The following is a 25,854-nucleotide window of genomic DNA, read 5'->3' on the forward strand; positions in this document are numbered from 1 at the left end:
GCCACGCAATATGTTGTACTGCTTATGTTATAGCCAATAATTGAAATATTTAAACGTAGAGCCTCTATTATTTTAAAAGCTTGCAGCATTTTTAGGAATACGAAGATTTTTATAAGCCGGTTGAAAGTGTGCTAATATAAATATGCTGCTTTCGTACGTGATTTCACATGAAAGACAAGGGAGGAAGAAGCAAAATGAAGCTTGATAGGTTTACTTTGGGACAGGTATTTGAAACGAATACATACAGTGTAACAAAGGAGGATGTCCTGCGGTTCGCGCGCGAATTTGACCCGCAGTATATGCATATAGATGAAGAAAAAGCTGCTGCAGGAAGATTCAACGGTATTATTGCCTCGGGTATTCATACGATCAGCATCACGTTTAAGCTCTGGGTGGAAACAGGGATGTACGGCGACGATGTCATAGCAGGTACGGAAATGAATCATATTAAATTCATGAAGCCGGTGTACCCGGACGACGAGCTGCGGGCGTATGCTGAAGTAACAAGGATAGAAGCTAAAAAGGAAACGGAAGGAATTCTTACGGTTATGCTGAGAACATACAATCAGACGGATACAAAGGTATTTGAAAGCGAATTGTCGGCTCTGATTAAACGTTAATCTCATATAGAAAAAGCCAGCCGTGTATGAACAACGGGCTGGCTTTTTCGTATTATTATGAGCTGCCGCCTTCGGCAAATTCACGAAGCCGCTTCAGGTGAATTGGGGCGTCCATCTGGTCATCAACCTTCATTTCAATGAAATGAAGTGTCTCCTTCCGGTCGATCCGTGCAACAGCCTCCTCGAAGTCAGCAGAGGTGGAAACGCTTATCGTTTCAGCGTCCGGGTAAAAGCTTTTCACAAGCTGAATGTAATCCCAGCGTGGGATGTCATTGTAGCGGGCATGTGTATTTTCTGTATTCAAATAACGCTCTACAGTGTAGCCGTCATTGTTTAAAAAGAAAATCACCGGCTTAAGATTCTGTTCGGCCATAGCGCTCAGCTCCTGGGCAGTCAGCTGAAATGACCCGTCACCGATAAATAAAAGCACACGCCGCTCCGGAGCTGCAAGCTGGGCCCCAAAGGCTGCCGGCAGGGCGTAACCAATACTCTGCCACGAGCCCTGGGAAATAAACAGCGTATTCTCCGGAAGACGTACATGCGGCAGACCGTAGGAAAAGGTGCCGGTTTCAGCGACAACAATATCCTCAGGACGGAGCATTTTTTGGATAATAGGATAGTAGGTTTCCGCCAGCAGCCGTTCGGAATAGTTTTCAGATGGAAAATCATAGAAGGACGGAAAATATTCCGGCCCTTCAAATGTACGGCATTCCATCAGAGTAAGAGCATCAATTACTTCATCGACCGCCGTATTGTAACGGGCTTTGTTTTGGATGGAAATATTCTGCGGCTGGATGTCAATCCGCTTCTCCACGGGTAGATCGGCGGTGAATTTCGCCATATTAAAGTCGGATTCAAGCAGGCCGGCAGTGATAATTAAATCGGCGTTTTCTACATAATCACGCACCTGCTGGCTGCCAAAGGCACCACCGTATATGCCGATATAGAGCGGGTGCTGCTCATTAAAACCGCTTTTTCCCTGCATCATCTGGGCTGTTGGAATATTTAAGTGTTCCGCCAGCTGTAAAATAGTGTTCTCCATATGGTAGCGGGACGTAAAAATATCCACTAGCAGCACTGCATTTTCTGCCTGATTGATTGTTTCTTTCATCAGCTGTGCTGTTTCCTGCACGACGAGCTCGTCGCTCGTATAGGAGAGCTCCTGCTGCACTCCAGGCATTTCGATGGAAGTCGCTGCCACGTCCTGGGGGACGTCAATGTAGACCGGCTTTCGTTCGCGGACAGCGGAGGCGATCGCTTTCGGAATTTCAGCGGTGGCGTTTTCAGCGGTGATTTTTACTGCATAGCACGTGATTTCCTGATGCATACGCAGAAATACCGAGTAGTCGCCGTCCATCAGGGTATGATGGGCTTTAACACCATTTTCCTGCATGGATGAGGCCGGAGATCCGACAATTTGGATTAACGGTATGTGTTCACTGTAGGCGCCGGCGACAGCGTTTGAAGCGCTCAATTCCCCGACACCAAATGTAGTGATTAAGGCGCTTAGCCCTTTGACATGGGCGTATCCATCAGCGGCGTAGCCGGCATTCAACTCATTCCGGTTATCGACAAAGCGTATGCCGCTGTAGCTTTCAAGTTCATCAAGCAGGGCGAAGTTATAGTCGCCCGGTACGCCGAATATTTCTGTGACGCCTTCTTTTTCAAGGCAGTCGTATAAAAAAGAACTGACTGTTTGTTGTGCTGCCATAATGTACCTCCTGAACTGGATAATAGTAGGCTGTTCCCGTATTAGCAGGAATTTAGACATAAACCAGGAGGGGAATTGCCTGCAGCAGTAAATAATTACAAAAATACCTGTTCCTACAGGGTAGTAATAATCGGTCCGTCCTTAGTGAGAATAATAGTATGCTCATACTGAGCCACATAGCTGTCATCAGTCAAAAGGGTCCATTCGTCGTCAGACTGGAAAACCTCCTCTTCCGAAGTAGAGATAAACGGCTCAAAGGCAATGACCGTGCCATCCTTTAAAATTTCATCGTCCCAGCGGGAGAAATAGCTGAAAATATGCTCCGGCGGCTCATGAATCGAGCGCCCAATACCGTGGCCGGTGAGATTTTTGATAACAGTTAATCCGTGCTTTTTAGCCACATTGTGCACAGCTTTTCCGAGCGCGCTTTTTTTCGCCCCGGGTTTAGCTTTCTCAAGGCCGACGTCAAACGCTTCTTTCGCAGCATCGCATATTTTCTGTAACACGGGGTCGGCTTTACCGACCACAAAGGAGACCCCGGTATCGGCGAAATAACCATTTTTCGAGCCGGAAACATCAATATTGACCAGGTCGCCCTCCTGAATGGTCCTCTCGCCCGGAATTCCGTGCGCGACTTCCTCATTGATGCTGATGCACGTCTGCCCGGGAAAATCGTACACGCCCTTTGGGGCAGACTGAGCCCCTGATTGGTTGAAAAGCTCTTCTGCCATGTCATCAAGTTCCTTTGTTGTGATCCCCGGTTCGGCTGCCTGGACTAATTTGTCGCGAATCGTTCCGCAAATTTCGCCAATTTCCCGTAGCCCCTGAAAATCCTCTTCTGTTTTTGCAATCATTGTGTTTCCTCACTTTTTAAGCAGTTTATGTTGATCATTTCATTTAGATTTTATCATAAAAAATTTAAGGGGAACTGCCTGGACGATGAAAATATCTTCCTTGTTTGGACGGCTTCTTTTTCGTGAATAAATATTAGTAAGAAAGGACGTGATTGGTTGAACCGTCTACAATACGAAAAATCGCCCTATCTCCAGCAGCATAAAAACAACCCAGTGGACTGGTATCCATGGGGAACAGAGGCTTTTGAAAAGGCAGAGGCAGAAAACAAACCTTTAATGGTATCTATCGGCTACTCGACCTGTCACTGGTGCCATGTGATGGAACAGGAGAGCTTTGAAAATACTGAAGTGGCTGCGGTATTAAATGAAAAATTTGTACCGGTAAAGGTGGACCGGGAGGAGCGCCCGGATGTGGATGCCATCTACATGTCAGCATGCCAGGCGATGAACGGTCACGGCGGCTGGCCGCTGAACGTGTTCATCACACCGGAACAGAAGCCTTTCTATGCGGCCACCTATATTCCCCGGAATCAAATGGGCAGCATGCCTGGGATTATGGACGTCCTGAGCCAGCTTTCAGATATTTACCGGGACGATCCCGAGCGGGTGGCGCAGGTGGGCAGTGATATTTCCAAAGCGCTGGAGCCCCGGGCTGTGGAAACGAGACAGCTGAATATCAACAACGTGCATACAGCGTTCCGGGCCTTTACCCAGCAGTTTGATTCCTCCTACGGCGGATTCGGCTCTGCGCCGAAATTTCCAAGCCCGCATATTGTGATGTACCTGCTGCATTACTATCATCAGTTTGAAAGCGAGGGCGCGCTGTACATGGCCACCTCCACGCTCGATGCGATGGCTTCTGGAGGCATCAGAGACCATATTGGCGGTGGTTTTTCCCGTTACGCGACAGATCAGGCGTGGCTGGTGCCCCATTTTGAAAAAATGCTGTACGATAACGCGCTGCTTTTAATGGCTTATACGGAGGCCTACCAGCTGACAGGTGAAACGAGATATAAGGAAGTGGTGGAGGAAATTATTGAGTACGTCCACCGGGACCTTACGCATGAAGAAGGTGCGTTTTTTTGCGGAGAGGATGCTGACAGCGAAGGGGAAGAGGGCAAATTTTACGTCTGGACCCCGGAGGAGATTGAAGACGTGCTCGGGGAGGTACGCGGTGAACAGTTCGCTATTGAGTATGGTATCGACCCCGCCGGAAACTTTGAAGGAAAAAGCATTCCTAACCGGATCAACCGTCCGACTGCCGGATGGAGCGATGCTGAACGCCGCGGGGCGCTGCAGGCCTTGTACGAACACCGGGAAAAGCGGGTTCGTCCGTTCCGGGATGAAAAAATACTAACGTCCTGGAATGGCTGGATGATTGCCTCGATGGCTAAAGCAGGACGGGTGTTTCAGGAGGAAAAATGGACAGAATTTGCTGAGGAGGCGTACCGTTTTATTGAAAACCGGCTCCAGGATCAAAACGGCCGCTTTAAAGCCCGCTGGAAGGATGGCGACGTGCAGTACGATGCGTACGTGGATGACTATGCCAATATGATCTGGGCCAGCACCGAGCTGTATGCCTCGACGTGGAAGCCGGAGTATATTGAAAAGGCATCTGACTGGGCAGAAACGATGATCAGCTACTACTACGACCGGGAAAACGGCGGGTTCTTTCTGACAGCATCCGACGGGGAATCCCTTTTGTTCCGGCCGAAGGAAGCATTTGACGGAGCCGCTCCTTCCGGCAACAGCGTAGCTGCGGTACAGCTGATGAGGCTCGCCCGTCTTGCCGGCAATATGGAATTTGAACGAACGGCTGAAAAAACGTGGGAAGCTTTTTCGGCTTCAATCGAACAGGCGCCGACTGCCTTTGGGCATCTTATGCAGGGACTGGTGCTTTTTCACGGAGACAGAAAGGAAGTAGTTATCCGGCCGTCGCAGGATGATGAGGCGTTTCGGGTGAAAACCTACATCCAGCGCGCCTTTCATCCAGAGGTGACAAGCCTGGTTGCCGAAGAGGATACTGATCTCAGCCGGGCGGCTCCATTTGCAGAGGATTATCCGGTGCAAAACGGAAAGACCACTATTTATGTCTGCCGGGACTTTTCCTGCCATGCCCCTGTGCACAGTACAGAAAGCATGAAATATTTATTTGACACCGGGCAGGATGAGCAATGACTATTATTACGGTGGAAGCAGAAAACAACGCGTGGATCCCGGATATGTCTGAAAGGCTTAAGCGTTATTTTCCCGAAGCCAGGCTGATCGGACGTCTTGCGGAAATTCCTGAGGATCCGTGGGAATGGGTTGAGGCCGAACGACAGCGGAACCGGGAGGCAAAGCAATGGGAAGAGGAAGGCGTGCCGGTGATCGTGGAAGGAGATGTGCTGGCCCCGTTTATGAAGGCCTGGATGCACTATTTCCGCAAGCCCTGGCCGGAGCTTTATGAGCTCGACGATTACTACCGCAAGCGTCTGCAGGATTTTCGCCTTCATCTGTCACAGAGGTGTGTATTCATCCAGCAGGAGGAAAAGAAAAAATGGCGGTGGCCGAAGCGGAAATCTCCGCTCGAAGAAGAAAAGGAAGCCAAATACCGTTATTACAACGGCATGAAGTCGCATACGCCGGAGCTTATAGATCTGGTGGCGTACGACTGGATGGGGGCATATCCTGAATACCTTGAACAGCACTGGCCGGCAGAACATCCCAAACGGGAATGGCCGATGCAGCTGTATGAGTTTATGATTTATTTTGTAGCGAATCAACGGGCGTGACAAAAGTCGCTCCCGTTTTTTCTCTCTTTATTTAAAGCGTGATACAATAATAAAAGCATGTAATGAAGGGTTCTGACAATATGAGTGCCGTGGTGGAATTTGTTTTAATCGCTGTTATTATTTTTACCGGAAGCTTTATCCAGGGGGTCAGCGGCTTTGGTTTCGGACTGTTCGTGATGAGCTTTGTTCCGTTTTTCTTTACGCTGCAGTTCAGCTCACTTCTCGTTATTTCGCTTTCCGTGATTACCGCACTGAGCATAATAAACAAGGTGTATAAGCATATCCAGTGGGCGCAGCTCGGATATTTGCTGGCAGCTACCGCAGCAGGAAGGTTTGCAGCTTTTTTTATACTACATAACTTTGGGGAAATGGACATTCTGAAAAAAGTACTCGGTCTCGTGCTTCTCGGCATGGTCGTGTATACCTTTGCCCAAAAGCCGGATAAAAAGCTGCGGCCGGTCCCAAAATGGGTTCCGCTCACGCTCGGCTTTTGTGGTGGGCTGGTAGGAGGCGTGTTTGGCGTGGGCGGTCCTTTTTTTGTTGTTTATTTTTTATTAACCACAGCCAACAAGTATCATTACACAGCGAACCTGCAGATTACATTCTTAATCGGAAGTCTTTTTACCGTTCTTGCCCACGCAGGCGCCGGCGACTATTCAAAGGAGCTGCTGCTTTATATTCCAATAGGAATCGTGTGTGTGCTGCTTGGAACAAGAATTGGCATCCGCTATTTTGAAAAGCTGCCGCAAAAGCATATTCGTACACTCACGGCCGTTATTATTGGAATAGCCGGTCTCAATATGCTGTTTTTTGCTTGAAACTAAAATGGAGAGGAGGAGAAGCCTGATGCCGAGGCAGCGAACAATCGACCGAAGAACGCTTTTTCAGGAAACGGAAAGGCTAATCATGGACGAAGGCTACCATTCGTTTCATTTCAAAGCCCTATCGGAGCGACTCGGGGTGGCGAGAAGCACTATTTACAATTATTACGCTAAAAAGGAAGAATTAGTGACGGCCTATATGCTCGACAAGCTGGAGCATGTCTTTGCCCAGCTTGACGAAGCCGACCGGCAGCCGGATTTTTCCATACGGATGAAGGCCTATATCAGGGTGTGGGTGCAGCAGGCCTCGGTCCATCAGGCCTTTGACATTTTCCCGGTTATGGACCACCATGCTTCGGCGCAGGTGGAAATAAACGTAGAACATCTCCAGCAGTACCTGGGCATGCTCGGGAGCCGTGCGTATACACTGATTGAAGCCGGCAAAAGAGAAGGAGCTATCCGCGGGGACCTCCCGACACATGGCATCACAAGGATGCTGATGGTGTCCGTACAGGCGCCGGATCCGTCCCTGAATGAGGAGGAGTGGGTGGAGACCATTTATAATATTTTTTTAAACGGTATCAGACATCCATAAATAATTTTTAAATTTAAATGACACTAGTGTCATTTTCGTTCAAAACAAAGTATACTGGGGGTAATGATACTGGGGGGAAAAACGTGAAAAAAATAATTGCAAAACCAAAGCTGATTTTATTATTTATTGCGATGTTGGTCATTGTCGGTACGCTGTCTTTTTTCCAGCTGCCGCAAAAAGAAATTCCATCAACGAATCCGCCGGTGGGGCAGGTGACGACGGTGTATCCAGGAGCCTCGGCCGAAGAAGTGGAAACGACGGTCACGAATCAGCTCGAGGAAGAGCTTGATAACGAATCGGCCACAGCGTCTATTTCTTCGGTCTCCTCACCCGGGCTGTCGTCCATTACAGTAGAGCTTGATGAGAGCACGGAAAACCCGGAGCAGGTGTGGAACAGTCTCGAGCAGAGACTGTCGCAGGTAAGCGCCTCGTTTCCAGATGATGCCGAAGAGCCGTCCATCAACAGTGAGCTGAGCCAGCAGGGGCTTGCTATCTATCAGCTGACGGTGGAGGAGGAAGCGGTTCCGGAGGCGGTACAGTTAATTGAGAACTGGGAGCAGCGGTTCACCGGGCTACCTGATATCGACAGTCTGGAAATCACCGGCGACGTGGAGCGTGAGCTGCAGGTCCGTCTCGACAGTGAAGCACTGGAGGAGGAAGGGCTTCAGTCCGGCCAGGTTATCGGGGCGCTTTCTTCCGCTTCGGAAGTCATTCCGCCCGGCGAATGGCAGCTGGACGGAGAGCTGTACCAGGTAGAGCTTGAAGCGCTTGAAAATGTGGAAGACTGGGAAAACATTGAAATAAGTATGGGACAGCAGAGCAATGGGGAAAGCACTATGCTTGGCGATGTCGCCACTGTGGAAAACACCTATGCTCCGATTGAAGAACAGGTGGAGTATAATCAACAGTCGGCGCTGTCGGTAACATTCTTTCTCGCGGAAAATGCGAGTGTGCCACAGGCACAAGGCAATTTAGATGAAGTGATAGCGGATTTTAAGCAGCAGCTGCCTGAGGGGATGGAGCTGACCCAGCTATATACACAGGGCGATGTCGTGGATGATTTATTTTCAAGTCTGGCCATCTCCTTCGTGGTGGCATTTGTATCGGTATTAATTGTATGCTCCATCGGTCTGCGGCTGCGGACGGCGCTGTCGGTAGCCATATCGATCCCGGCGGCGCTTGCAATCGGGATGATTCCTCTTCCATTTACCGATGTAGGCCTGAATCAAATTTCTTTAATTGCTTTTATCATCTCACTCGGGATTCTTGTGGATGATGCGATTGTCGTAAACGACAACATTGACCGCCGGCTCCGGATGGGTGACAGCCCAATTGACGCAGCGAGCAACGGAGTGCGCGAAGTGCTTGTCTCCGTTATCGTGTCGACGCTTGCTGTCGTATTCACTTTTTTTCCGCTTTTATTCCTTCCAGGTGCGGCGGGTTCATTTATCCGGCCGCTGCCTGTAGCGCTTATTACGGTATTGATTTCGTCTACACTGCTTGCCATCTTTTTTATCCCGATTTACCGTGGCATTGTGGAAAAAAGAAGAAAGAAGAAGGACAGGCGCCCCTCGCCGGGATTTCTGGGCTCCTTTCTTGACCGCTCAGCCAGATGGTACAGTAAACGCGTGCTGGCACGTGTCGTGAAAAGGCCGATTATTGTATCGCTTACCGGCCTGATACTCGGAACGTCGGCATTTGCGCTCGTACCTTACACACCGCTCGAATTTTTCCCGGACACGGAACGGGAGGAAGTATTTATCGAAGCCTCTGTGCCGGAAAATACTCCGCTTGAAGAAACGGAAGCCGAGGCAGAAAAAGTCAGCGGCTGGCTTCAAGAACGAGAGGGAGTAACGTCGGTATCTTCATACGCAGGTACAGAAATTCCTACCGTATTTTCGGGGGGATCGGGAGGCGGCGCTGCCGGCCCGAATGATATGAATTTTCTCGTTTATGTAAACCCTGAAGAAATTCCTGCGAGAGAAGCAAGCGAAAGATGGCCGGGAGAGATCCGAAGCACCTTTGACAACGTTGAAGCTCAGGGATCGATCGTCGAATCCGGCCCTCCGGTGGGAGCCCCGATTGCAGTCGAGCTCTCCGGAGAAGAAACGGATGAACTATTTTCTGCTGCAGCAGAGGTTGAATCGTTGTTTGCAGAAACAGAAGGTGTTGACTTAGCGGTTTCAAACGCCAATCAGAACGTAAACCAGTGGCAGTTCGAGCGGGACGGAGAAGCTTTGGAAGATACAGGTGTAACTAATGAGGCCATAAGTACAGAGCTTCGCCTGCTCGGGGAAGGGTTACCATTTGGGCAGTGGAACGAGAATAATGAGATTGCGCCAGTCCAAATAATGTATGATAACGGCGAGCAGGTGACAAACAGCGACCTGGACCAAATCGTTATGGCCAGGAACGAAGGCGGGGAAGCAGTTACTTTAAATGATCTGGGAGAGGGTGCAGAGGAGACAACGACCTCCGCTATCCCGCACGAAGACACGGAAAGGACCATTACGGTACGTGCCTATCCGGGAGATGCTTCTGAGGATGAGATTTTAGAGGCGGCCGGGGATTCTCTTGACTCCATTGAAAATGAATACGGCGGCGTCAATGTCCAGGTGGGGGGAGAGACATCCGAACGAAACGATGTATTTATTGATATCGGACAAATATTTATTGTAGTGGTTTTCCTGCTGCTCATATTATTTGCGCTGCAGTTCTATTCGCTGCGCATCCCGTTTATCGTTTTGAGTGCAGTGTATGTGGCAATCGCGGGGGTCATTCTCGGTTTGTTCCTTACACAGACAGGTCTCGGATTCATGTCGATGATGGGGGCAGTCAGCCTTGCCGGCATCGTCGTACGGAATGCGGTCGTTATGATAGAATTTATGGAACAGCGCATACGGAGCGGTGAAGGTGTTAAAGAAGCCGTGGTGGCAGCGGGGGAAGCACGATTCCGGCCAATTCTTTTGACAAGCCTGACATCCATCGCTGGTCTTCTTCCGATCGCTCTTGGAGACAACCCGTTGTTTCAGCCGCTGGGCACAGCTATTGTGACAGGGCTTGTCTTTTCCACCATCCTGACACTATTGCTGGTTCCGGCCCTGTACACCTGGAAAACGGAAAGCGACCAAAAACGACGTGCGCGAAAATCAAAGAAATAAGGTGAATGGTATTGAAACAGCTCGCAATTATTCCCTGCGGGGCGAAAAAAGCCTGGGACACGGAGCCGGCTCTCGGGCCACTTCCTGTAAAACACGTGTACCAGAGTACGTTTCATCAGCTGTGCCGGGCTTACGCAGAGACATTCGCTGATCAGTGGGCCGTACTCTCCGGGAAACACGGGTTTATGTACCCACAGGAGCTCATTGATACAAATTACGATGTTACATTTGGAAAAGGACAGCAGGACGAGGTCTCACGGTCTTTCTGCACGCAGCAGTGGCAGGAAAAACAGATGAGTGAGTACGACCAATATGTCGTACTGCTCGGCAAAAAATACGATACGGTCGTGACAAGGATACTGCCTATGGGAAGAACTGTTTTTCCGCTCCGGGAATACCGCGGGATGGGGTACATGCAGCAGGCGCTAAAGCAGGCGGTAGCAAGCCATCGCCCGCTTCCCCTTCATGCCCGGGAAGAAGAGTCATGGTAGAAACGATCCTGTTTTTTCTGACAGCAGCTGTCGTATTAATGGCGCTTACGTACATCCCTGTGCTCGGCACCTATCTATCGTTGTTTCAAACGATGGTGCACGAAAACGGTCATGCTTTCATGGCGCTTGCCACCGGAGGGAGAGTGCGGTCGATTTCTTTATTTTATACGAGGGAGGGGATTGCTGAAACGGGCCATAAGGGCAAGCTTGGCCAGGCGCTTACAACGTTTGCAGGCTATCCGTTTGCAAGCGGAATGGCCGTTCTTTACAGCTGGATATTTACTTCGGGCTGGTACAGCGGACTCATGATTGGCCTCGTAGGCCTGCTCATTTGGAATACGCTTCTATGGGTTCGCAATCCTGCCGGGATTATCTGGGGGCTGGCAGCTTCGGGCGGGGGGCTGTATCTGCTTATCGAAAATATGATTATGCTTATGATGTGGATTATGTTCATTCTCGGCGTACTTCTGGTTATTCAGTCGGTTCGCTCGGCCTGGATCATTCTGCAGCGGAGTCTGCAGATGCCGGGGGATGCCGGAGATGCTACAGGGATGTACAGGGTGACCCGCATCCCCGCGCAGGTATGGGGTGTGCTCTTTTTTGCACTGGCGCTTGCAGCAGCATGGTTTTCAGCCGGCTTTTGGCTGCAGTGGGACAGTGCTGTACTTATTTAGGGAAAACGCTTAGTTGTTTTCTCTTTTTTTATCCGGAAAAACAGACGGCGTTAACAAACCGAAGCTGTTTTATAAAAAGGAAGATTTTAAAGCTTGAAGAATACTTTAAAGCGAAAATGGGAAAAGCTGAAGTGAAAAAGAGATTTTCAGAAATGAGGGATAGCGAGTGACCGAAACCATCAATCCGAGTCAGAAAATATCAGCTTCAGTTGATAAGCTGTGGGAAGAGGAAATAGAGTTTTTGCAGACGATAGCCCGGTTTCCGAGTACGATCGAATATGAAGGTTCGCTTCAATTATACTTAAAGAATTTTTTCCAGAACGAGCTTCAGATGGACGTGGAGACAGTGGATGTCGATGAAAAAGAAATCAGTTCTCTTCCGGGGTACTCCCCGAGCGAGTGGTCCTACGCGGGCCGTCCGGTAGTAGTGGCAAAAGCGCCGGGCAGTTCGAGGGATTCCGGCGGGAAGAGTCTGCTGTTCCAGGGCCATGTGGACGTCGTAAGCCCAGAGCCAAAGCACAAATGGAGCGTGGATCCATGGGGAGCCCATCGTATTGGGGACCGTATGTACGGACGCGGTGTACTCGATATGAAAAGCGGCGTTGCGGCAATGATTTATGCCTATAAAGCCATACAGGATGCAGGCTATGAACCGTCAGCTGATTTTTCCATCAAAACGGTTATTGAAGAAGAAGCAACAGGCAACGGAACGCTCGCAGCAGCGAATGCCGGGCACCTGGCTGATGCCGTTCTCATTCCGGAGCCGTTTGGGCAGTGTCCATCCACCGCCCAGCTCGGAAGCATCTGGCTTCGCATTCATATCGATACGAGCAGCAACCTCAAGTCGGATCAAACCGGTGTCGGAGCGAATGCCATCGAAAAAGCACAGAGCGTGATTGAAGCTCTGCAGAGCTACCGGGAATACGTCAACCGGGATGAACAAAAGCCGCCGGAATTTGCTCATATGACAGAACCGATCGACGTTGAGGTGGGAACGATGCACAGCGGAGACTTTGCCTCCAATATTCCTGTAGAAGCGACTCTTGAGGTGAGGTCTGCAATTTACCCGGGGAAGGACCCGGCCGAAGGCAAGCAGGATTTAATCGATTGGATTCTCGATAAAACGAAAGACGATGAATGGCTCCGCGAATACCCGCCCTCTTTCGAATCCTTCGGCTTCCATGCTGAGGGGATGGTGATGCCTGAGGAAGACCCGCTATTTGCCAAGCTCGATGAAGCCCACGAAATGGTGACCGGAAAACAATGTGGCAGACAGGCCATTCCAGTAACGACAGATGCACGGTATTACGGCCTTTATTATAATACTCCGGTTACATGCTACGGTCCATCTGGGGCAAAGATGCACGAGCCGGATGAATGGGTGGACCTTGAAAGTATAAAAAACGTAACGAAGGTGTACGCAGACTTTTTAATCCGGTGGTGCGGCATTCATAAAAAGGAAGGGGAAAGCTGATGAGCTATTCGCGAGCCTTGATTGTGATTGATTACACGATGGACTTTGTGGCAGAGGAAGGTACACTCACCTGCGGAGAGCCGGGACAGAAAATCGAAGGCGCCATTTATCAATTAATCGAAACGTATCAGGCCGCAGGTGATTTTGTCGTATTCGCCCTCGACCGCCACGAAGAAGGAGATGATTATCATCCGGAAACGAAGCTGTTCCCTCCCCATAATATAGCTGGAACGAAGGGGAGGGACCTTTATCGAAGCATTCAGAGCCTGTATGAATCTATACAACGCCAGCCGAATGTTTGGCAGGTGGACAAAACAAGGTATAGTGCATTTGCAGGAACAAACCTGGAGCTGAAGTTAAGGGAACGTGGCATTACCGAGCTTCATCTTGCGGGGGTCTGTACCGATATCTGCATTCTTCATACAGCAGTGGATGCCTACAATAAAGGATTTGATATCGTCATCCATCAGGATGCCGTGGCAAGCTTTGACGAGGAAGGGCACGCGTTTGCGCTGAAACACGCAGAAAACATTTTAGGGGCATCAGTCCAATAGAAAGGAAGAAACTCATGACCGGACAAAACAACCAGGGGCCGCTCGGCGTGGTGCACCAGCAGATCGCTGAAGCGTCCCGGATTATTCAACTGCCAGACACTGTAGAAACAATACTGAAATACCCGAAAAGAAAAGTGGAGGTCCAGTTCCCAGTGGAAATGGACGACGGCCATACGCAGATGTTTACCGGCTACCGGACGCAGCACAATGATGTGCTCGGTCCGGTGAAGGGTGGACTCCGCTTTCATCCACAGACAGATGAAGAGGAAACAGGTGCGCTGGCTGCCTGGATGACATTTAAGTGTGCGCTTGTGCAGATTCCGCATGGCGGAGCAAAGGGAGGCGTCGTCTGTGATCCTTCCATGCTGAGTGACCGGGAGCTTCGCCAGGTAAGCAGAGGGTACACGGAGGCCCTGTTTGATCTTTTGGGTCCCAATAAAGATGTTCCGGCCCCGGACGTGTATACGGATCCGAAAATCATGAGCGTCATGATGGATACGTATTCGCGGATGGCCGGCGGTCATGAGCCTGGTGTTATTACTGGCAAACCGCCTCTTGTCGGCGGTTCAAAAGCGAGGGAATCGGCAACAGCCCGCGGCGCTGTGTATATTATCGAAAAAATGCTCGAGCAGGAAAACAAACGTGCCGAAGATGTACGTGTATCCGTGCAGGGCTTTGGAAACGCCGGCCAGATCGCCGCGAGACTGCTGTACGATTTAGGCTGTAAAGTTGTAAGCGTCAGCGATTCCAAAGCCGCCCTTTATGCACAGGACGGTCTTGATATTCCGCGAGCCCAGCAGGCAAAAGCAGGAAACAACGGCCTGCAGGATTACGGGCAAGACTATCTGCTCGAAAATACCATGGACATTCTTTATACGGATACGGATATTTTGATACCGGCTGCCATGGAAGGGGTCATTACAAAAGAAAACGCAGAACGGGTAAAGGCCCCGAAAATTATGGAGCTTGCAAACGGACCGACGACACCGGAAGCAGACCATATTTTAAAGGAGCAGGGACAGGCAGTCTATCCGGATATTTTAGTGAACGCCGGTGGTGTTATTGTGTCGTATCTGGAATCGGTTCAAAACCACATGAATTACTATTGGTCCGAAGATGTAATTAATGAACGGATGAAGGCATTTATACTCGAAGCGTACGAACAAACGGAAAAATCGGCCTACGAACACAACACAACCAACAGAAACGGTGCCATGATTTTTGCCATGAACCGGCTGCAGGAAGCAATGGAGTACCGGGGCTGGATATAAAAAATTAACAAATTCTGCATGAAGCTATAGTCATAGGGGAGTCAACAAGATAAAATGCTAGTGTGAGCTTTTCCGGGAACGGGAAGGAAAACTGTTAAGAGTTCTAGGAGGGATTAGATGGATTGGTCAAAAGAATTTGATTTTCATAAAAACGACACGGAAGACACGACAGCAGAAAAAATGAAGCGTATCAGTAAATGCATTGATAAGCTCTGGGGAGATTTCGACGAAGTATTAACGGAAATTGTAGAACAGGGCGAGCTGGAAAAAGAAGACTACAGAAAACGGTTCAGGGACGAAACGTTCACCATTGAACTGCTGGAGTCTGAATTAAAAGGATCCGTCAGCGGTCACTTCGACCGTAACATCGACGTTATGGTTGATTTGACACTGGATGAACCGAAAAAGAAATCGCTCAGCCAGGTGTTCCTTCCAAACGATAAACTGTACCTGATCGACACGCGCAGCAACCAGTGGGTAATTGCCGAAGCCGGCAAAAAGCCAAAAGACTGCACAAAGCTTGAGAAAAAGCATATCGAGCAGGTATTCGCTCACATGCTGCGGGAATATAAAGTAACGAAATAGTAAAAAAGCATCCAACTTGATGGTTGGGTGCTTTCTTTTATCATATGCTTTCGAAAGGGAATCTTGACAATAAGCGTATTTACACGTATTCTTACATTTGTCTTTGTTTGTTGCAGCAAAGATCCGTGTATTTATAGTAGTTCACATAAGCCCTAGTAGCTCAGGGGAAGAGCAACAGCCTCCTAAGCTGTAGGTCGCAGGTTCGAATCCTGCCTAGGGCGCCATAATATATAAGTACCCCCCGGGCCTGGGCCCGGGGGTTTGTTGTTTAATCCGTTTCTGGTATAAAAGTTGCCCTGGAGAAAATATGTGTCCAAAAGTGAAAAAGGTTTGAAATGCGCGAATGCATGCATTAAAATTAAATTAAAGATTCTGACAAAAAGCTGGAAGGGAGTTAACATGATTATTATTGTTTTATCCCTGATGTTATTTACCGTGCTCACCTACCTGTTTTATGGCCTGTGGAACACGAATGCAGATACAAAAGAAACCCGGCAGCTGTGTTCCCTGTTATACGGAAGCTCGCTGCTTGCGCTTGTACTATTAAATACATGCATGCTTTTATAAAACTTCGCCATGGCGGAGTTTTTTTGTATTTTGTAGGGCTAAGCTCATAATTAACCGAAAAATGATTCAAGTTTGTATCATCTTTGGGGTATATAATATAGGGTAATAGCTAGAAGCTTATATAAAATGGATGGAGCTGCGGCAGGGGGGCTGCAGACCTATTATTATTTATCAAACGAAACGCAATTGGAGTGGGGAGCATGGGGAAATTTTATGCAATTATTACGGTAATCGGTCTGGGTATTGCCGGTCTGTTCGGATACCATTGGTATGATACAGAATCGAGCATTCAGACGATTCAGATGCACGAAGAGGTCAACAGCTTATCAAAAGAAGATGTGTCTTCGGAACCGTCTTCCGTTTCGTCTAACGGCAGGGGAGAATTACGTTTTTTGGGTATCAGTGAAAGGTATATTCTGTCTCAAAAAGCGAGGAATAATTAAAAAGAATATGCTGTAACTGCAGCTTTCCATTCTGCGCCACCTAAAGAAAATCAGAAAAGGCGGGTCGACACAGTTCGTTTTTTAAAAGAAAAACCTTAATGGTTGATTTTGAATGCCCGTAATGTGAATATATAATTAAGAGCACCATAAGAATGCAGGCAAGATTTATAAAAATCGGGCGAAAAAGCTGAAAAGAACGATTATAACCGATAGGATGGCCTGCTGTCAAAAAGCAGGCTGCACGGTTGTGTGCAGGGAGGAAAGATATTTTGACTTCAATTATAGCGCACCGGGGAGCTTCAGACCGCCGCCCGGAAAACACCATGTCGGCTTTCCGCCAGGCTGTCACAGACGGGGCAGACGCAATTGAAACAGATGTGCAGCTGTCAAAGGACGGGGTTCCGGTACTGATCCATGATACGCTGTTGAAAAGAACGACCGGCGCTTCCGGAAGTGTTCATGAATATACATACAAAGAGCTGCAGGATTTAAGCGCCGGGGCATGGATGCATAAACGATACCGCAAGGAAAAAATCGTCAGCCTGGAGCGACTGCTGCAGGAACCAAGCATTGAAAAGACCAGGCTTGTGCTTGAATTAAAAAATTCCAATATTGCCCATGAAGGGCTTGAAGAAGCTGTGATTAGCCTGCTGAATAACTATGAAAAAATAGAAACGGCTACGGTATCAAGCTTTAACCACAGGTCGATGGCCTACGCCCGGGAGCTGTCGGAAGAGGTCAATATCGCTATTCTTTACGCGGTACACCTGTACCGTCCTTGTGAATACGCTAAAATCGTCGGGGCTACAGAGCTTCATCCTCATTACCGCACAATCGATAAATCCTGGATTGACGACGCTATTAACGAGGAGCTCGAAGTTGTTCCCTACACCATTGATAAAAAGAGCGGTTGGAAAAAAGCAATAGATGCCGGCGTCACAGGGATTATTACAAATAAGCCAAAGGCACTCCAGCAGTATTTGTACCCCCCTGAGCAGGCACCGCCAAAGGAACCGGGGCCTTCCGAACAAACAGAACCATCAAAGCCATCAGAACCTGCGAATCAAAAGGAGCCTTCTAAAGAATGAAGACTCTTTTTTTCATCCGTTTTAAAATTTCGTTTACCGAATTTGTATCACTATATATTAAATTATACAGAAAAAAACCGCCTTTTTTATAAAGGGGCTTCTTGATTATGCACTCTACTATGCGAAGAAAGCTGGTTCGCTAGAGCAGACCTACTTTTTCAAGACCGCGTGCAATACCGTCATTGCCCACGTCAGCCGTAATATGGCGGGCACAGCTTTTAACCTCGTCCGGAGCGTTGCCCATGGCAACACTGTTTGGCACATACTGAAGCATTTCCACATCGTTATAATTGTCACCAAAGGCATAGCAGTCCTCAAGCTCAATGCCTGCTTCGGCGATCAGGTTTTTGATCCCGTTTGCTTTGGAGCCCCCTGGAGGAATGACGTCGAGTGAATAAGGATGCCAGCGCACAAATCGCAGATCCTGCATCTTGTTTATATAACGGTCTTCTTCATCCTCCCGGGCAAACAGAAGTGCCTGGTAAATATTGTTCTGCTCCGCGAACGAAGCATCAAATTCCGGATGTCCAACGCCGAGCGTGGTAATGCTGTCATGAATATCATGGTGAAATTCAATATTCGCTTTCATGTCATTGCTGCCCATAAATACAATCGGATGTTCTTTTTCAGCAGCGAAGGACTGCAGAGACTGAAGTGTTTCGGTAGGAATCGTATTTTGATAAATAGCAGTGCCGTTGTATTTTACAAATTGGCCGTTAAACGAAATAAACGTGTGAATACCCAGCTCTTCCCGGAGATCGTCAAACAAATACGGTGCTCTTCCGGTGGAGATTGCGATGTCATGGCCTTTGTCCCGGAGCCTGTGAATAGCATCTCTCGTGGAAGCAGGAAGCTGTTTGTTTTCATCATACAGTGTGCCGTCAATATCGAAAAAAATCATTTTTTTACTCATGTATGGGTTCTCCTTTTCTACACTTTTGCCCGTTTAGTATACTACAATCATTTGCGTTCTACCAATGCAGAGTCAAGGGAAGTTAATAGTAATCGTGAAGCAGGGGGGCTGGATGCATTCTTTGCCTTCGGCGATAAACGAGCGCATTAATTTCCCCGCCGATGACAAGAATCAGTCCAACCAAAAACAGCCACAGCATTAACACGATGACGCCGCCAAGACTGCCGTACGTGGAGGCATAGTTGGCAAAGTTGTTGACATAAAAGGAGAATCCCAGCGATATCACCTGCCAGAGCAGAGTCGCAGTCATCGCCCCCGGAAGAACGGACCAAAACGGCATATTGTTGTTCGGGGCAAGGTGGTAGAGCATGGCGAGAATGACGGAGGTAATTGAAATAGTAATAAGCCAGCGCAGGAGCTGAACAAGAAAAACAGTATCCTCCGGGACATAAATAAATGATTGGACCGATGATAAAATCAGGCTGCCAAAAACGGACAGTAAGAGTGCGATAATAACGGAAAGCATTAACCCAAAGGTTAAACCGACAGATAACAGCCGCACCTTTAAAAAGGACCGTGTCTCCGGAACATCATAAGCCCCGTTCACCGCCTTGATAAAAGCATTCAGTCCATTGGACGCTGTCCATATAGTGCCGATAATCCCGAGGGTAAGCAGGCCGTTGCTCGAACTGTTTATCGTTTCTTCAATCGTATCCTGAAACAGGGAAGCAGCCTCTGCAGGAACAAACTGGTATAAAAGCGTAACAGCCCGGTCGGCATCGATATTAAAATAGGGAAGAAGCGATAGAAACAATATAAGCAGCGGGAATATGGATAAAAGGTAATAAAAAGCCTGCTGTGCTGCGAGACCGGCAGCGTTATCCTTCATTAATTCTGAAAAAAGATTTTGAATAAAAGCAGTTATGCTTTTGATACTATCACTCCTTCGGGCTGTTATTCTGTTATTATACAAGAGGTTAAAAAGAGCAAGGAAAAACCTGTGCACAGCTGCTGCACAGGTTATGATTACTGAACTCCCGCAGTGGCAGATCCTCTAATCAGTTTCTTCAGAAGAAGAGGCCGGGGCATCATGTTCGATATACTGTTGAAATGTAAAGTGATCCCGGAATTTACGCCCCTCCCATTTCCATTCGGCTTTGGCAGAAGAAGGGAAGGAATTATCCTTAAGAGTAACATAGGTGCTGATGTCTTCGGTGGCATCAATGTAAAATCCATCAAACGCACTTCCTTTAAAATCGTTGTTAATGACGCTTAAATGCCGGATGGAGGACTGGATGCGCAGCTGTGCGGAGTCCCGGCTGCCATGGGCATTTTGCCAGGTGTTCTTTGAAAAGGACACACGGCTGATAGGTCGTTCAGCAGGCCCCTGCACCAGTGCTGTACCAACCGACGTCTGGTTCCGCCATATGTTATTTTTGAACGAAAGATCCTCCGTTTCCGCAAAGGAAGTATTACGGATGAATGTGCCAATCGCCCCCCCACTGATAGTGTTATGGGAAAAAGCGATCGAATGGGCGCCGTCGACAGCGATGCCCGGGTCGGAGCTTGTACTCGAAGAATTAATGATATTGTTTTTTACGTTGCCGCCGGACGGGACGCGGCCGTTTACTTCTCCCGGAACTGCCTGAAGATCGAGAGACGTCCCGGAAGTCTTCTCAAAGCGGTTATGGGAGACCGTAAACGATGTTATATTGCCGATTAGTGAAAAGGCTGGGGAATACTTCCATCTTTCGACAGTGTTCCCGCTTATGACCGTGTCCTCATGAATGCTGTCTGCCTCTGAACTGGCTATATGGACTGCTGATCCGGGCTCTTCTTCCTTTTTTTGAGACGATAAAAAGCGGTTGTCAAGTATTTGAAGGGCCCGGGTTTCTCCGGAGGAAACGATCACAGAGGCTGTGTTTTCCTGATGGAAGGTGAATTTTTTAATCGTTATGTATTCGGTATCCTCTAAAGCGAAAAACGGCTTTTCGCCAGCAGTTTTTAAATGGACGTTTTCCTTTTCAAATGGACGTATAGTGATGGGAAGCTGCTCTTCGCCCTGCTGGTTTACTTTTACATTTTCCCGATAGGTGCCTTCCCGTAAATATATAGTATCTCCGGCTTCTGCGGTATCAAAGGCCTGCTGCACCGATTGATACGGAGCATCGATGGTGCCATTTTGCTCATCACTTCCTGACGGGGAGACAAATATTCCCCCGTCACTCTCGCCGGAATCAGCAGAAAAAGGGAGCATGCCGCAGCCGCTTATAAATAATAAGAAAAAAAGCATCATAATAACAGAATAAAAACGTGGCATCTGAATTCCCTCCCTGTGAACTGTTGAGACGTTAAGCGTAGGTGAATAAGCAGAAACTATCGTAGCACAATTGTAATAATTGCAACAGTTATAAATTGGAAGAAGACGCAAGGGGCAGCTTGCGCCTTCAGTTTGTTTTACAGCGTTATCGCGGCTGAAGCAGAAGTTGAAGAATTCAGCGCCTGCAGGGCCACAGCCCGCTGCGTATCGACTACTGATGAAGAGAGGCTGGCGCCTTGTGCTGAAGCGTTATGAGCCACAGCAATCTGAATGGAGATATGAACTGCAAAATGCTGAAATCTCCGGAACTCACTCTGCTCAGCCAACAGGAAGTGAATGCTCCGGGCGTCATCAATAACAGAAGAAAAAGAAGCTGTAAATCCGAGCACTCCCAGCAGCGAATAATAGAACGGGCGTACGTGCCACTGCTCGGACTCCCAGTGACGTAGAATTTCGTCAAAACGTTCAAAATATGCATTCTCGTTCATGCTCTCAAGATTCAGAGCAGCTAAAAAGGAAAGGTACTGGATCTGGGTACCTTTTTTAAAGTCCCGCTGCAACAGCTGATGATGAGCGTTGTTCATATGCTCAATCATCTGCTCCTTGTTTCCGGGAAACTGATAAATATAAAGCGCGTGGAGAGGATAATAGTCTGTACTCGTTAAGTCCGGAAAGGATCCCTGAAGGAACTCATACCAGGCAGTAAATGCCGGCACAGCTGAAAAGTCGTCCCGGAAGAATGTGTAATAAGACAAAGCGGCAGCGTACGTAGAAGTGCCGCGCCCCCACGGGCCTTTAACCAGCTGGCTGTACACCTGCTTAAAACCACTCCAGCTGTCTTCGGGGTTCTCAGCCAGACAGTCAAGCATTCCGGCGATTGGAAAGCGCTGGTGGGACCGAAGCGGAGAAAACCAGCTGTTTTTCTTTTTAATCGTCTGTTGGAGATAATCGAACTGTTCAATATCAAATGACTTCTGGTGCAGAGAGTACATTGATGCCATCAGCATGAACATACGGGCGTCCGAATGATGCCACGGATATTTTTTCTTTAATGCCTCATAGGTGTGCAAATACTGTTTTGTGATATCTGTAAGCTGATCCTGAGTTTCCAATCTGGGCCCTCCTTTTCTCTGGCTATATTGCAAGTATAGCATGAGAAGCGGGGAATATTATTCCTGTGTTAAATCATGGAGGGAGGAAACAGAACTGCCTACCTGGGAAATAGCCTGCTCGACCTCGTGCAGCTCCCGGATGAGTGAATGTACTTCCGTTTCGGCGTCATTGCTCTGCTCTCGGCTTTTTGCCATTTCCTGCACGATACCGTCAAACATGCTGTTGATTTCATGAACCCGTTTTGTGCCGTCACTGATCTGATTGTCCGCGTTTTCAATGTGGTTGCTCACAAGCTGGATTTGGTCATTAGTTTTCCGGACAAGCTCAGATACCGTATGCACTGATTTTTTTGTTTCACCGGAAAGCTTGCGGACTTCTGTGGCTACAACCGCGAACCCCCGGCCGTGTTCACCGGCACGTGCAGATTCAATTGAAGCGTTCAGGGCCAAAAGATTCGTCTGTTCAGCAATCCCTGCGACGATGTTTGTGATATCATCAATTTTAGCTGCAATTGCTTTAAGTTCGCCTGTCTCGGTGCGCATAAAATCCATGAGCTCCTGAAGACTTTTCATATGCTTTCCGTGCTGTTCAAGCTCGTGCTTTCCCTCTTCGGAGCGGGAGGCAGCTTCTGAGCTGCTCTGAACGCTTTCCTTTGAAATGGCACCAACCCTGTTAGAGGTCGCAGTAAGCGAAGCCACAGAGGTATTTGTCTGGTTAAAAACCTCCAGGAGCGAGCGGGTGGTGAAAGAAATCTGTTCGTGCAGACGATCCTTCACAGTCTGCTGTTCTTTGTGGAGCGTAAGATGGGCCTCCTCATAGGCTTCAAGCACAAGCTGCTGCTCGAGATTAATAATTTTCGTAACTGCTCGAACCGCCGGCAGCATGTCAGCCCGGTTGATGAGATGCCGGTCAATAAAATACAGGATGGACTGCTCCATGTCCTGAAACGAGGACATATACCATTTAGGAAGCAGGCCGATATGCAGATGAACCTGGGCAATTTTCAGCCGTTTTTGAATAAAGGCATCCTCCATCGTCCCTTGAAACATTTCCTGAACATGGACAGCGAGCGTACGGCTCAGCCGTTCGACCGAGCTGTGCTCTTCAATAATAGCGCGCAGGCTGGGTTCATTCTTAAGGTTGCGGTAAAAAGCATCAACAATGGCCTCGATGTTTTCAGCAATGACTGGCTGGAGTTCGGACAGTATGTAGAGGTCATGGTCGGTCAGATGAATCAGCTGGAGCTGGCGGTGCAGGTCGCTCCCGGGGGAAAGCCTGATCCGGCTGCCGGAACGGGTGTCCCCTGGAAATTGTGAAGCAGGTGCAGATGATGATTTTGCTGAAAACAGCATATTAATAGCCTCCTGATGCAATAATAGTTTGTGGAATTCAGTACTTCTTATATCGGCTGAAAAAATATTAGTATTCATGAAGAACTAAAAATTTTAGGAAGCGGGGAATGGAACATGAGGAACAAAAAGATGTGGATAGCGGGGCTGCTGTCGCTTTTTATTCCAGGAGCAGGGCAGGTGTATGTTAAAAAATACCTTTGGGCTGTGTTGTTTTTTGTGCTGTATGTAAGTCTGCTCGTTACGGTGTACGTTCCGTCTATTTTTGTGGCTGCAATTGCTGTTGTCCATGCGGTGCAGATTGCAGGCAGACAGGAGACAGAAAATATGGAGAAGTAGAGGGGAAGATTGAAAAAATAATATGAAAAGCCCCGGAATTTTTTATCCCGGGGCTTTAATCTGTGCTATTTTGCTTCGAGTGCCTGGATGAACGTTTCATCCATATCGACAGCAATAAATTGAATTTCTCTTACATTGTGCAGCAGCTCCAGGTAGTAAATTGCGACGGTGTCGGGATCAAGACCACCGGTGGCCGTCCCAAGTGCCGGAAGGGCGACCCGGTAGATATGATTCTCCTGGCAGTAGCGTATTAACGACTGCAGACAGGAATAAACCACGTCGTAATTCGATTTTTCCTCCGGGCCCTCCATTGTCACTAAATGAAGGACGGCTTCATACGGAAGGCTGGCCGCCGTGGTCGTGTAAAGCTCTCCTCGCTTCGGTTCGTTCTTTTTGCAGTAGGCTGCTGCTTCCTGTTCAATAGCTTCTCCCCCGGCTTTTTTGATGGCAGCAGCTACGCCGCCACCCATCGTCCCCTGGCCGTTGGCAGCATTGCAAATATAATCGACATTGGTGACAGTGGTAATATCTCCTTGTTTTGCACTAAGCATATCTTCTCTTCCTTTCCTTCTGCGCTATTATTCCGTCATCAGCATATCAGAATTTCCAGCCGGCAGGGAGGAGATTGCTCATAATTTATGCAAAAGAATTAGACATATACCGGGAAGCCCGGTGGAACAACTGCTTTACTTCTTTGTTTGCCTCGCTGAGCACGTCGTTTTTATTCATGGTCTGCATATTGCGGTCTTCCATGACAATCCGGCCATTCACGATGGTGGTTTCCACCTGATCTTTGGAGGCGGCGTACACAACACGGGAGTAAGGATCTGCGCCTTCACTCGGATACGTATGAAAATCGAAAAGATTCAGGATGGACAAATCTGCTTTTTTGCCAATTTCAATGCTCCCAATTTCCTGGTCAAGGCCGACCGCTTTCGCGCCTTCGATGGTTGCCATGCGAAGAACCTGTCTGGCATTCATGGCTGTCGGGCCATAGGAGGGCTTATGAATGAGGGCAGCCATCCTCATTTCCTGAAACATGTCGAGTGTGTTGTTGCACGGGGAGCCGTCGGCGCCGAGACTGACATTGTGATGGTGATCCAGCAGGTCCGGGATCTCTGCGAATCCGGAAGCAAGCTTCATATTGGAGCTTGGGCAATGGCTGATATGAGCGCCCTTTTGTTTAATAATCTGCTTTTCATGGTCATCGAGCCAGACGCAGTGGGCGAGGATAAGGCGCGGGTGCACGAGGCCAAGATGATCCAGGTACGTTACGTTTCGCATGCCTGTATCAGCTTCAACAATTTCTATTTCTCCCCGGCTCTCCGAAGCGTGGGTGTGCACGTACGCCCCGTAATGACTGGAGAGGCGGGAAACTTCGCGCAGCAGCGGTTCAGAGCAGGAGACAACAAACCGGGGGGAAAACGCGTAGCGTATTCTACCATTATCCCGGCCGTTCCATTTTTCATACAAATCGGCGCTTTCCTGGATGGACTGGTCCGTGGTTTCAAGCAGGGGGGCGGGAAGTTCATCCCCTTTATCCATCATAACTTTGCCGGATAAAGCCCGGATGCCGGAAGCTTCTATGGCTTCGAAGGCAGCGTTTGTATGGTGGACTGTTTCCATGTCGACGATCGTGGTTGTGCCGCTCCGGATTAACTCGCCGATGCCGAGCATTGCTGAGGCGTAGATAGAATCAGGAGTGTGGGCAGCTTCCATCGGCCATATGCGTTCCTTCAGCCAATCCATCAGTTCAAGATCATCCGCCTGACTGCGAAACAGCGCCTGGCACAGGTGAATATGGGTATGGATAAAACCGGGCAGCACGGTTCGTCCCTGCGCTTCAATCACTTTTTCACCCGCATGGGGAGTTAAAGAGGGACGGATTTCTTTAATGTATTCATTCTCAATTCGTATGTCACCATACACAATGTCATTGTTTTCGTTCATCGTCATGATTTCTGCCTGCCGTATTAAAATTGATGTCATTGTAAACACTCCTTTGTATGCATAAAAAAACGAAGAACGCCCGCAAAAGGCGTTCTTCGTAGTTGGAAATTACGGTTCCCAGTAGAAACGTTCAACCCAATTGTTGAATATATACGAAGGGTAAGTGGTAATACCTGCATCGTACCGG

The 25,854-nt window shown here is 48.5% G+C and carries 25 protein-coding genes, 1 tRNA gene and 1 riboswitch; of the genes, 17 read left to right on the forward strand and 9 right to left on the reverse strand.

The annotated features are described in order from the left end of the window. Positions 1-194 precede the first annotated feature (194 nt). Positions 195-620 carry a MaoC family dehydratase gene (locus SIC45_RS04635; protein WP_319631244.1) on the forward strand — a complete coding sequence of 142 codons (426 nt, stop codon included), beginning with the start codon at positions 195-197 and terminating at the stop codon, positions 618-620. 55 nt (positions 621-675) lie between these two features. Here the strand turns inward: SIC45_RS04635 and SIC45_RS04640 are convergent, their stop codons facing one another. Both SIC45_RS04640 and map read right to left on the reverse strand, forming a co-directional pair. Continuing rightward, the gene (locus SIC45_RS04640) at positions 676-2,331 is read right to left on the reverse strand and encodes an alpha-keto acid decarboxylase family protein (RefSeq protein ID WP_319631245.1); all 1,656 of its coding nucleotides are present in this window, start codon (positions 2,329-2,331) and stop codon (positions 676-678) included. Between the two features lie 113 nt (positions 2,332-2,444). Continuing rightward, positions 2,445-3,185, reverse strand: coding sequence for a type I methionyl aminopeptidase (map, locus tag SIC45_RS04645; RefSeq protein WP_319631246.1), 741 nt, complete (start codon positions 3,183-3,185; stop codon positions 2,445-2,447). A 156-nt stretch (positions 3,186-3,341) separates the two neighbouring features. Between map and SIC45_RS04650 the strand changes: the two genes are divergently transcribed. The 15 genes from SIC45_RS04650 (at position 3,342) to SIC45_RS04720 (ending at position 17,683) form a co-directional block, all read left to right on the forward strand. Then, on the forward strand, positions 3,342-5,363 hold the full coding sequence (locus SIC45_RS04650) for a thioredoxin domain-containing protein (protein WP_319631247.1): 2,022 nt from the start codon (positions 3,342-3,344) through the stop codon (positions 5,361-5,363). Next, positions 5,360-5,959, forward strand: a complete 600-nt coding sequence (locus SIC45_RS04655) for a hypothetical protein (RefSeq protein ID WP_319631248.1) — start codon at positions 5,360-5,362, stop codon at positions 5,957-5,959. The genes SIC45_RS04650 and SIC45_RS04655 overlap by 4 nt, the downstream gene beginning before the upstream one ends. An 80-nt stretch (positions 5,960-6,039) precedes the next feature. After that, positions 6,040-6,777, forward strand: a complete 738-nt coding sequence (locus SIC45_RS04660) for a TSUP family transporter (RefSeq protein WP_319631249.1) — start codon at positions 6,040-6,042, stop codon at positions 6,775-6,777. A gap of 28 nt (positions 6,778-6,805) precedes the next feature. After that, positions 6,806-7,375 (forward strand): TetR/AcrR family transcriptional regulator, encoded by a 570-nt coding sequence (locus SIC45_RS04665; protein ID WP_319631250.1) that lies wholly within the window; start codon positions 6,806-6,808, stop codon positions 7,373-7,375. A gap of 83 nt (positions 7,376-7,458) precedes the next feature. After that, positions 7,459-10,536 carry an efflux RND transporter permease subunit gene (locus SIC45_RS04670; RefSeq protein WP_319631251.1) on the forward strand — a complete coding sequence of 1,026 codons (3,078 nt, stop codon included), beginning with the start codon at positions 7,459-7,461 and terminating at the stop codon, positions 10,534-10,536. 11 nt (positions 10,537-10,547) lie between these two features. After that, positions 10,548-11,027, forward strand: a complete 480-nt coding sequence (locus SIC45_RS04675; RefSeq protein ID WP_319631252.1) for a DUF6884 domain-containing protein — start codon at positions 10,548-10,550, stop codon at positions 11,025-11,027. Next, positions 11,021-11,701 carry a M50 family metallopeptidase gene (locus tag SIC45_RS04680; RefSeq protein WP_319631253.1) on the forward strand — a complete coding sequence of 227 codons (681 nt, stop codon included), beginning with the start codon at positions 11,021-11,023 and terminating at the stop codon, positions 11,699-11,701. Before SIC45_RS04675 ends, SIC45_RS04680 begins: the two co-directional genes overlap by 7 nt. Before the next feature lie 166 nt (positions 11,702-11,867). Further along, the gene (locus SIC45_RS04685; protein ID WP_319631254.1) at positions 11,868-13,175 is read left to right on the forward strand and encodes an ArgE/DapE family deacylase; all 1,308 of its coding nucleotides are present in this window, start codon (positions 11,868-11,870) and stop codon (positions 13,173-13,175) included. Further along, positions 13,175-13,729: an isochorismatase family cysteine hydrolase gene (locus SIC45_RS04690; RefSeq protein ID WP_319631255.1), complete on the forward strand. Its 555-nt coding sequence runs from the start codon at positions 13,175-13,177 to the stop codon at positions 13,727-13,729. Before SIC45_RS04685 ends, SIC45_RS04690 begins: the two co-directional genes overlap by 1 nt. Positions 13,730-13,743: 14 nt before the next feature. After that, positions 13,744-15,000, forward strand: a complete 1,257-nt coding sequence (locus SIC45_RS04695; protein ID WP_319631256.1) for a Glu/Leu/Phe/Val dehydrogenase — start codon at positions 13,744-13,746, stop codon at positions 14,998-15,000. 117 nt (positions 15,001-15,117) lie between these two features. Further along, complete coding sequence (locus SIC45_RS04700; protein ID WP_298783975.1) at positions 15,118-15,585, forward strand: hypothetical protein; 468 nt, start codon at positions 15,118-15,120, stop codon at positions 15,583-15,585. A 149-nt stretch (positions 15,586-15,734) separates the two neighbouring features. Then, a tRNA-Arg gene (locus tag SIC45_RS04705) sits at positions 15,735-15,809 on the forward strand. Positions 15,810-15,984: 175 nt separating this feature from the next. Then, positions 15,985-16,152 (forward strand): hypothetical protein, encoded by a 168-nt coding sequence (locus SIC45_RS04710; RefSeq protein ID WP_319631257.1) that lies wholly within the window; start codon positions 15,985-15,987, stop codon positions 16,150-16,152. A gap of 200 nt (positions 16,153-16,352) precedes the next feature. Continuing rightward, positions 16,353-16,595: a hypothetical protein gene (locus SIC45_RS04715; RefSeq protein ID WP_319631258.1), complete on the forward strand. Its 243-nt coding sequence runs from the start codon at positions 16,353-16,355 to the stop codon at positions 16,593-16,595. Positions 16,596-16,864: 269 nt separating this feature from the next. Beyond that, positions 16,865-17,683, forward strand: a complete 819-nt coding sequence (locus tag SIC45_RS04720; protein ID WP_319631259.1) for a glycerophosphodiester phosphodiesterase — start codon at positions 16,865-16,867, stop codon at positions 17,681-17,683. A gap of 139 nt (positions 17,684-17,822) precedes the next feature. On the opposite strand, the gene SIC45_RS04725 is transcribed toward SIC45_RS04720, so the two are convergent. The 5 genes from SIC45_RS04725 to SIC45_RS04745 all read right to left on the reverse strand — a co-directional run bounded on the left by SIC45_RS04725 (position 17,823) and on the right by SIC45_RS04745 (position 23,381). Further along, positions 17,823-18,596 carry a Cof-type HAD-IIB family hydrolase gene (locus SIC45_RS04725; RefSeq protein ID WP_319631260.1) on the reverse strand — a complete coding sequence of 258 codons (774 nt, stop codon included), beginning with the start codon at positions 18,594-18,596 and terminating at the stop codon, positions 17,823-17,825. Positions 18,597-18,678: 82 nt separating this feature from the next. Then, entirely contained in the window at positions 18,679-19,569 is an 891-nt protein-coding gene (locus tag SIC45_RS04730; RefSeq protein WP_319631261.1) for a YihY/virulence factor BrkB family protein, read from the reverse strand. Between the two features lie 81 nt (positions 19,570-19,650). Then, positions 19,651-20,916: a DUF1565 domain-containing protein gene (locus SIC45_RS04735; protein ID WP_319631262.1), complete on the reverse strand. Its 1,266-nt coding sequence runs from the start codon at positions 20,914-20,916 to the stop codon at positions 19,651-19,653. A 137-nt stretch (positions 20,917-21,053) separates the two neighbouring features. Beyond that, complete coding sequence (locus SIC45_RS04740; RefSeq protein WP_319631263.1) at positions 21,054-22,028, reverse strand: DUF4003 family protein; 975 nt, start codon at positions 22,026-22,028, stop codon at positions 21,054-21,056. A 57-nt stretch (positions 22,029-22,085) separates the two neighbouring features. After that, a complete protein-coding gene (locus SIC45_RS04745; protein WP_319631264.1) occupies positions 22,086-23,381 on the reverse strand; it encodes a globin-coupled sensor protein in 1,296 nt (431 codons plus the stop codon). A gap of 114 nt (positions 23,382-23,495) precedes the next feature. On the opposite strand from SIC45_RS04745, the gene SIC45_RS04750 reads away from it, so the two are divergent. Continuing rightward, on the forward strand, positions 23,496-23,717 hold the full coding sequence (locus SIC45_RS04750; protein ID WP_319631265.1) for a hypothetical protein: 222 nt from the start codon (positions 23,496-23,498) through the stop codon (positions 23,715-23,717). Between the two features lie 65 nt (positions 23,718-23,782). On the opposite strand, the gene SIC45_RS04755 is transcribed toward SIC45_RS04750, so the two are convergent. After that, positions 23,783-24,268 (reverse strand): macro domain-containing protein, encoded by a 486-nt coding sequence (locus SIC45_RS04755; protein ID WP_319631266.1) that lies wholly within the window; start codon positions 24,266-24,268, stop codon positions 23,783-23,785. A gap of 85 nt (positions 24,269-24,353) precedes the next feature. Next, positions 24,354-25,706 carry a 5'-deoxyadenosine deaminase gene (locus SIC45_RS04760; RefSeq protein WP_319631267.1) on the reverse strand — a complete coding sequence of 451 codons (1,353 nt, stop codon included), beginning with the start codon at positions 25,704-25,706 and terminating at the stop codon, positions 24,354-24,356. Between the two features lie 39 nt (positions 25,707-25,745). Next, a riboswitch (purine riboswitch) is annotated at positions 25,746-25,843 on the reverse strand. Positions 25,844-25,854: the final 11 nt, after the last annotated feature.

It is taken from the genome of Marinococcus sp. PL1-022, assembly GCF_033845285.1.
Taxonomy (GTDB): Bacteria; Bacillota; Bacilli; order Bacillales; family Marinococcaceae; genus Marinococcus.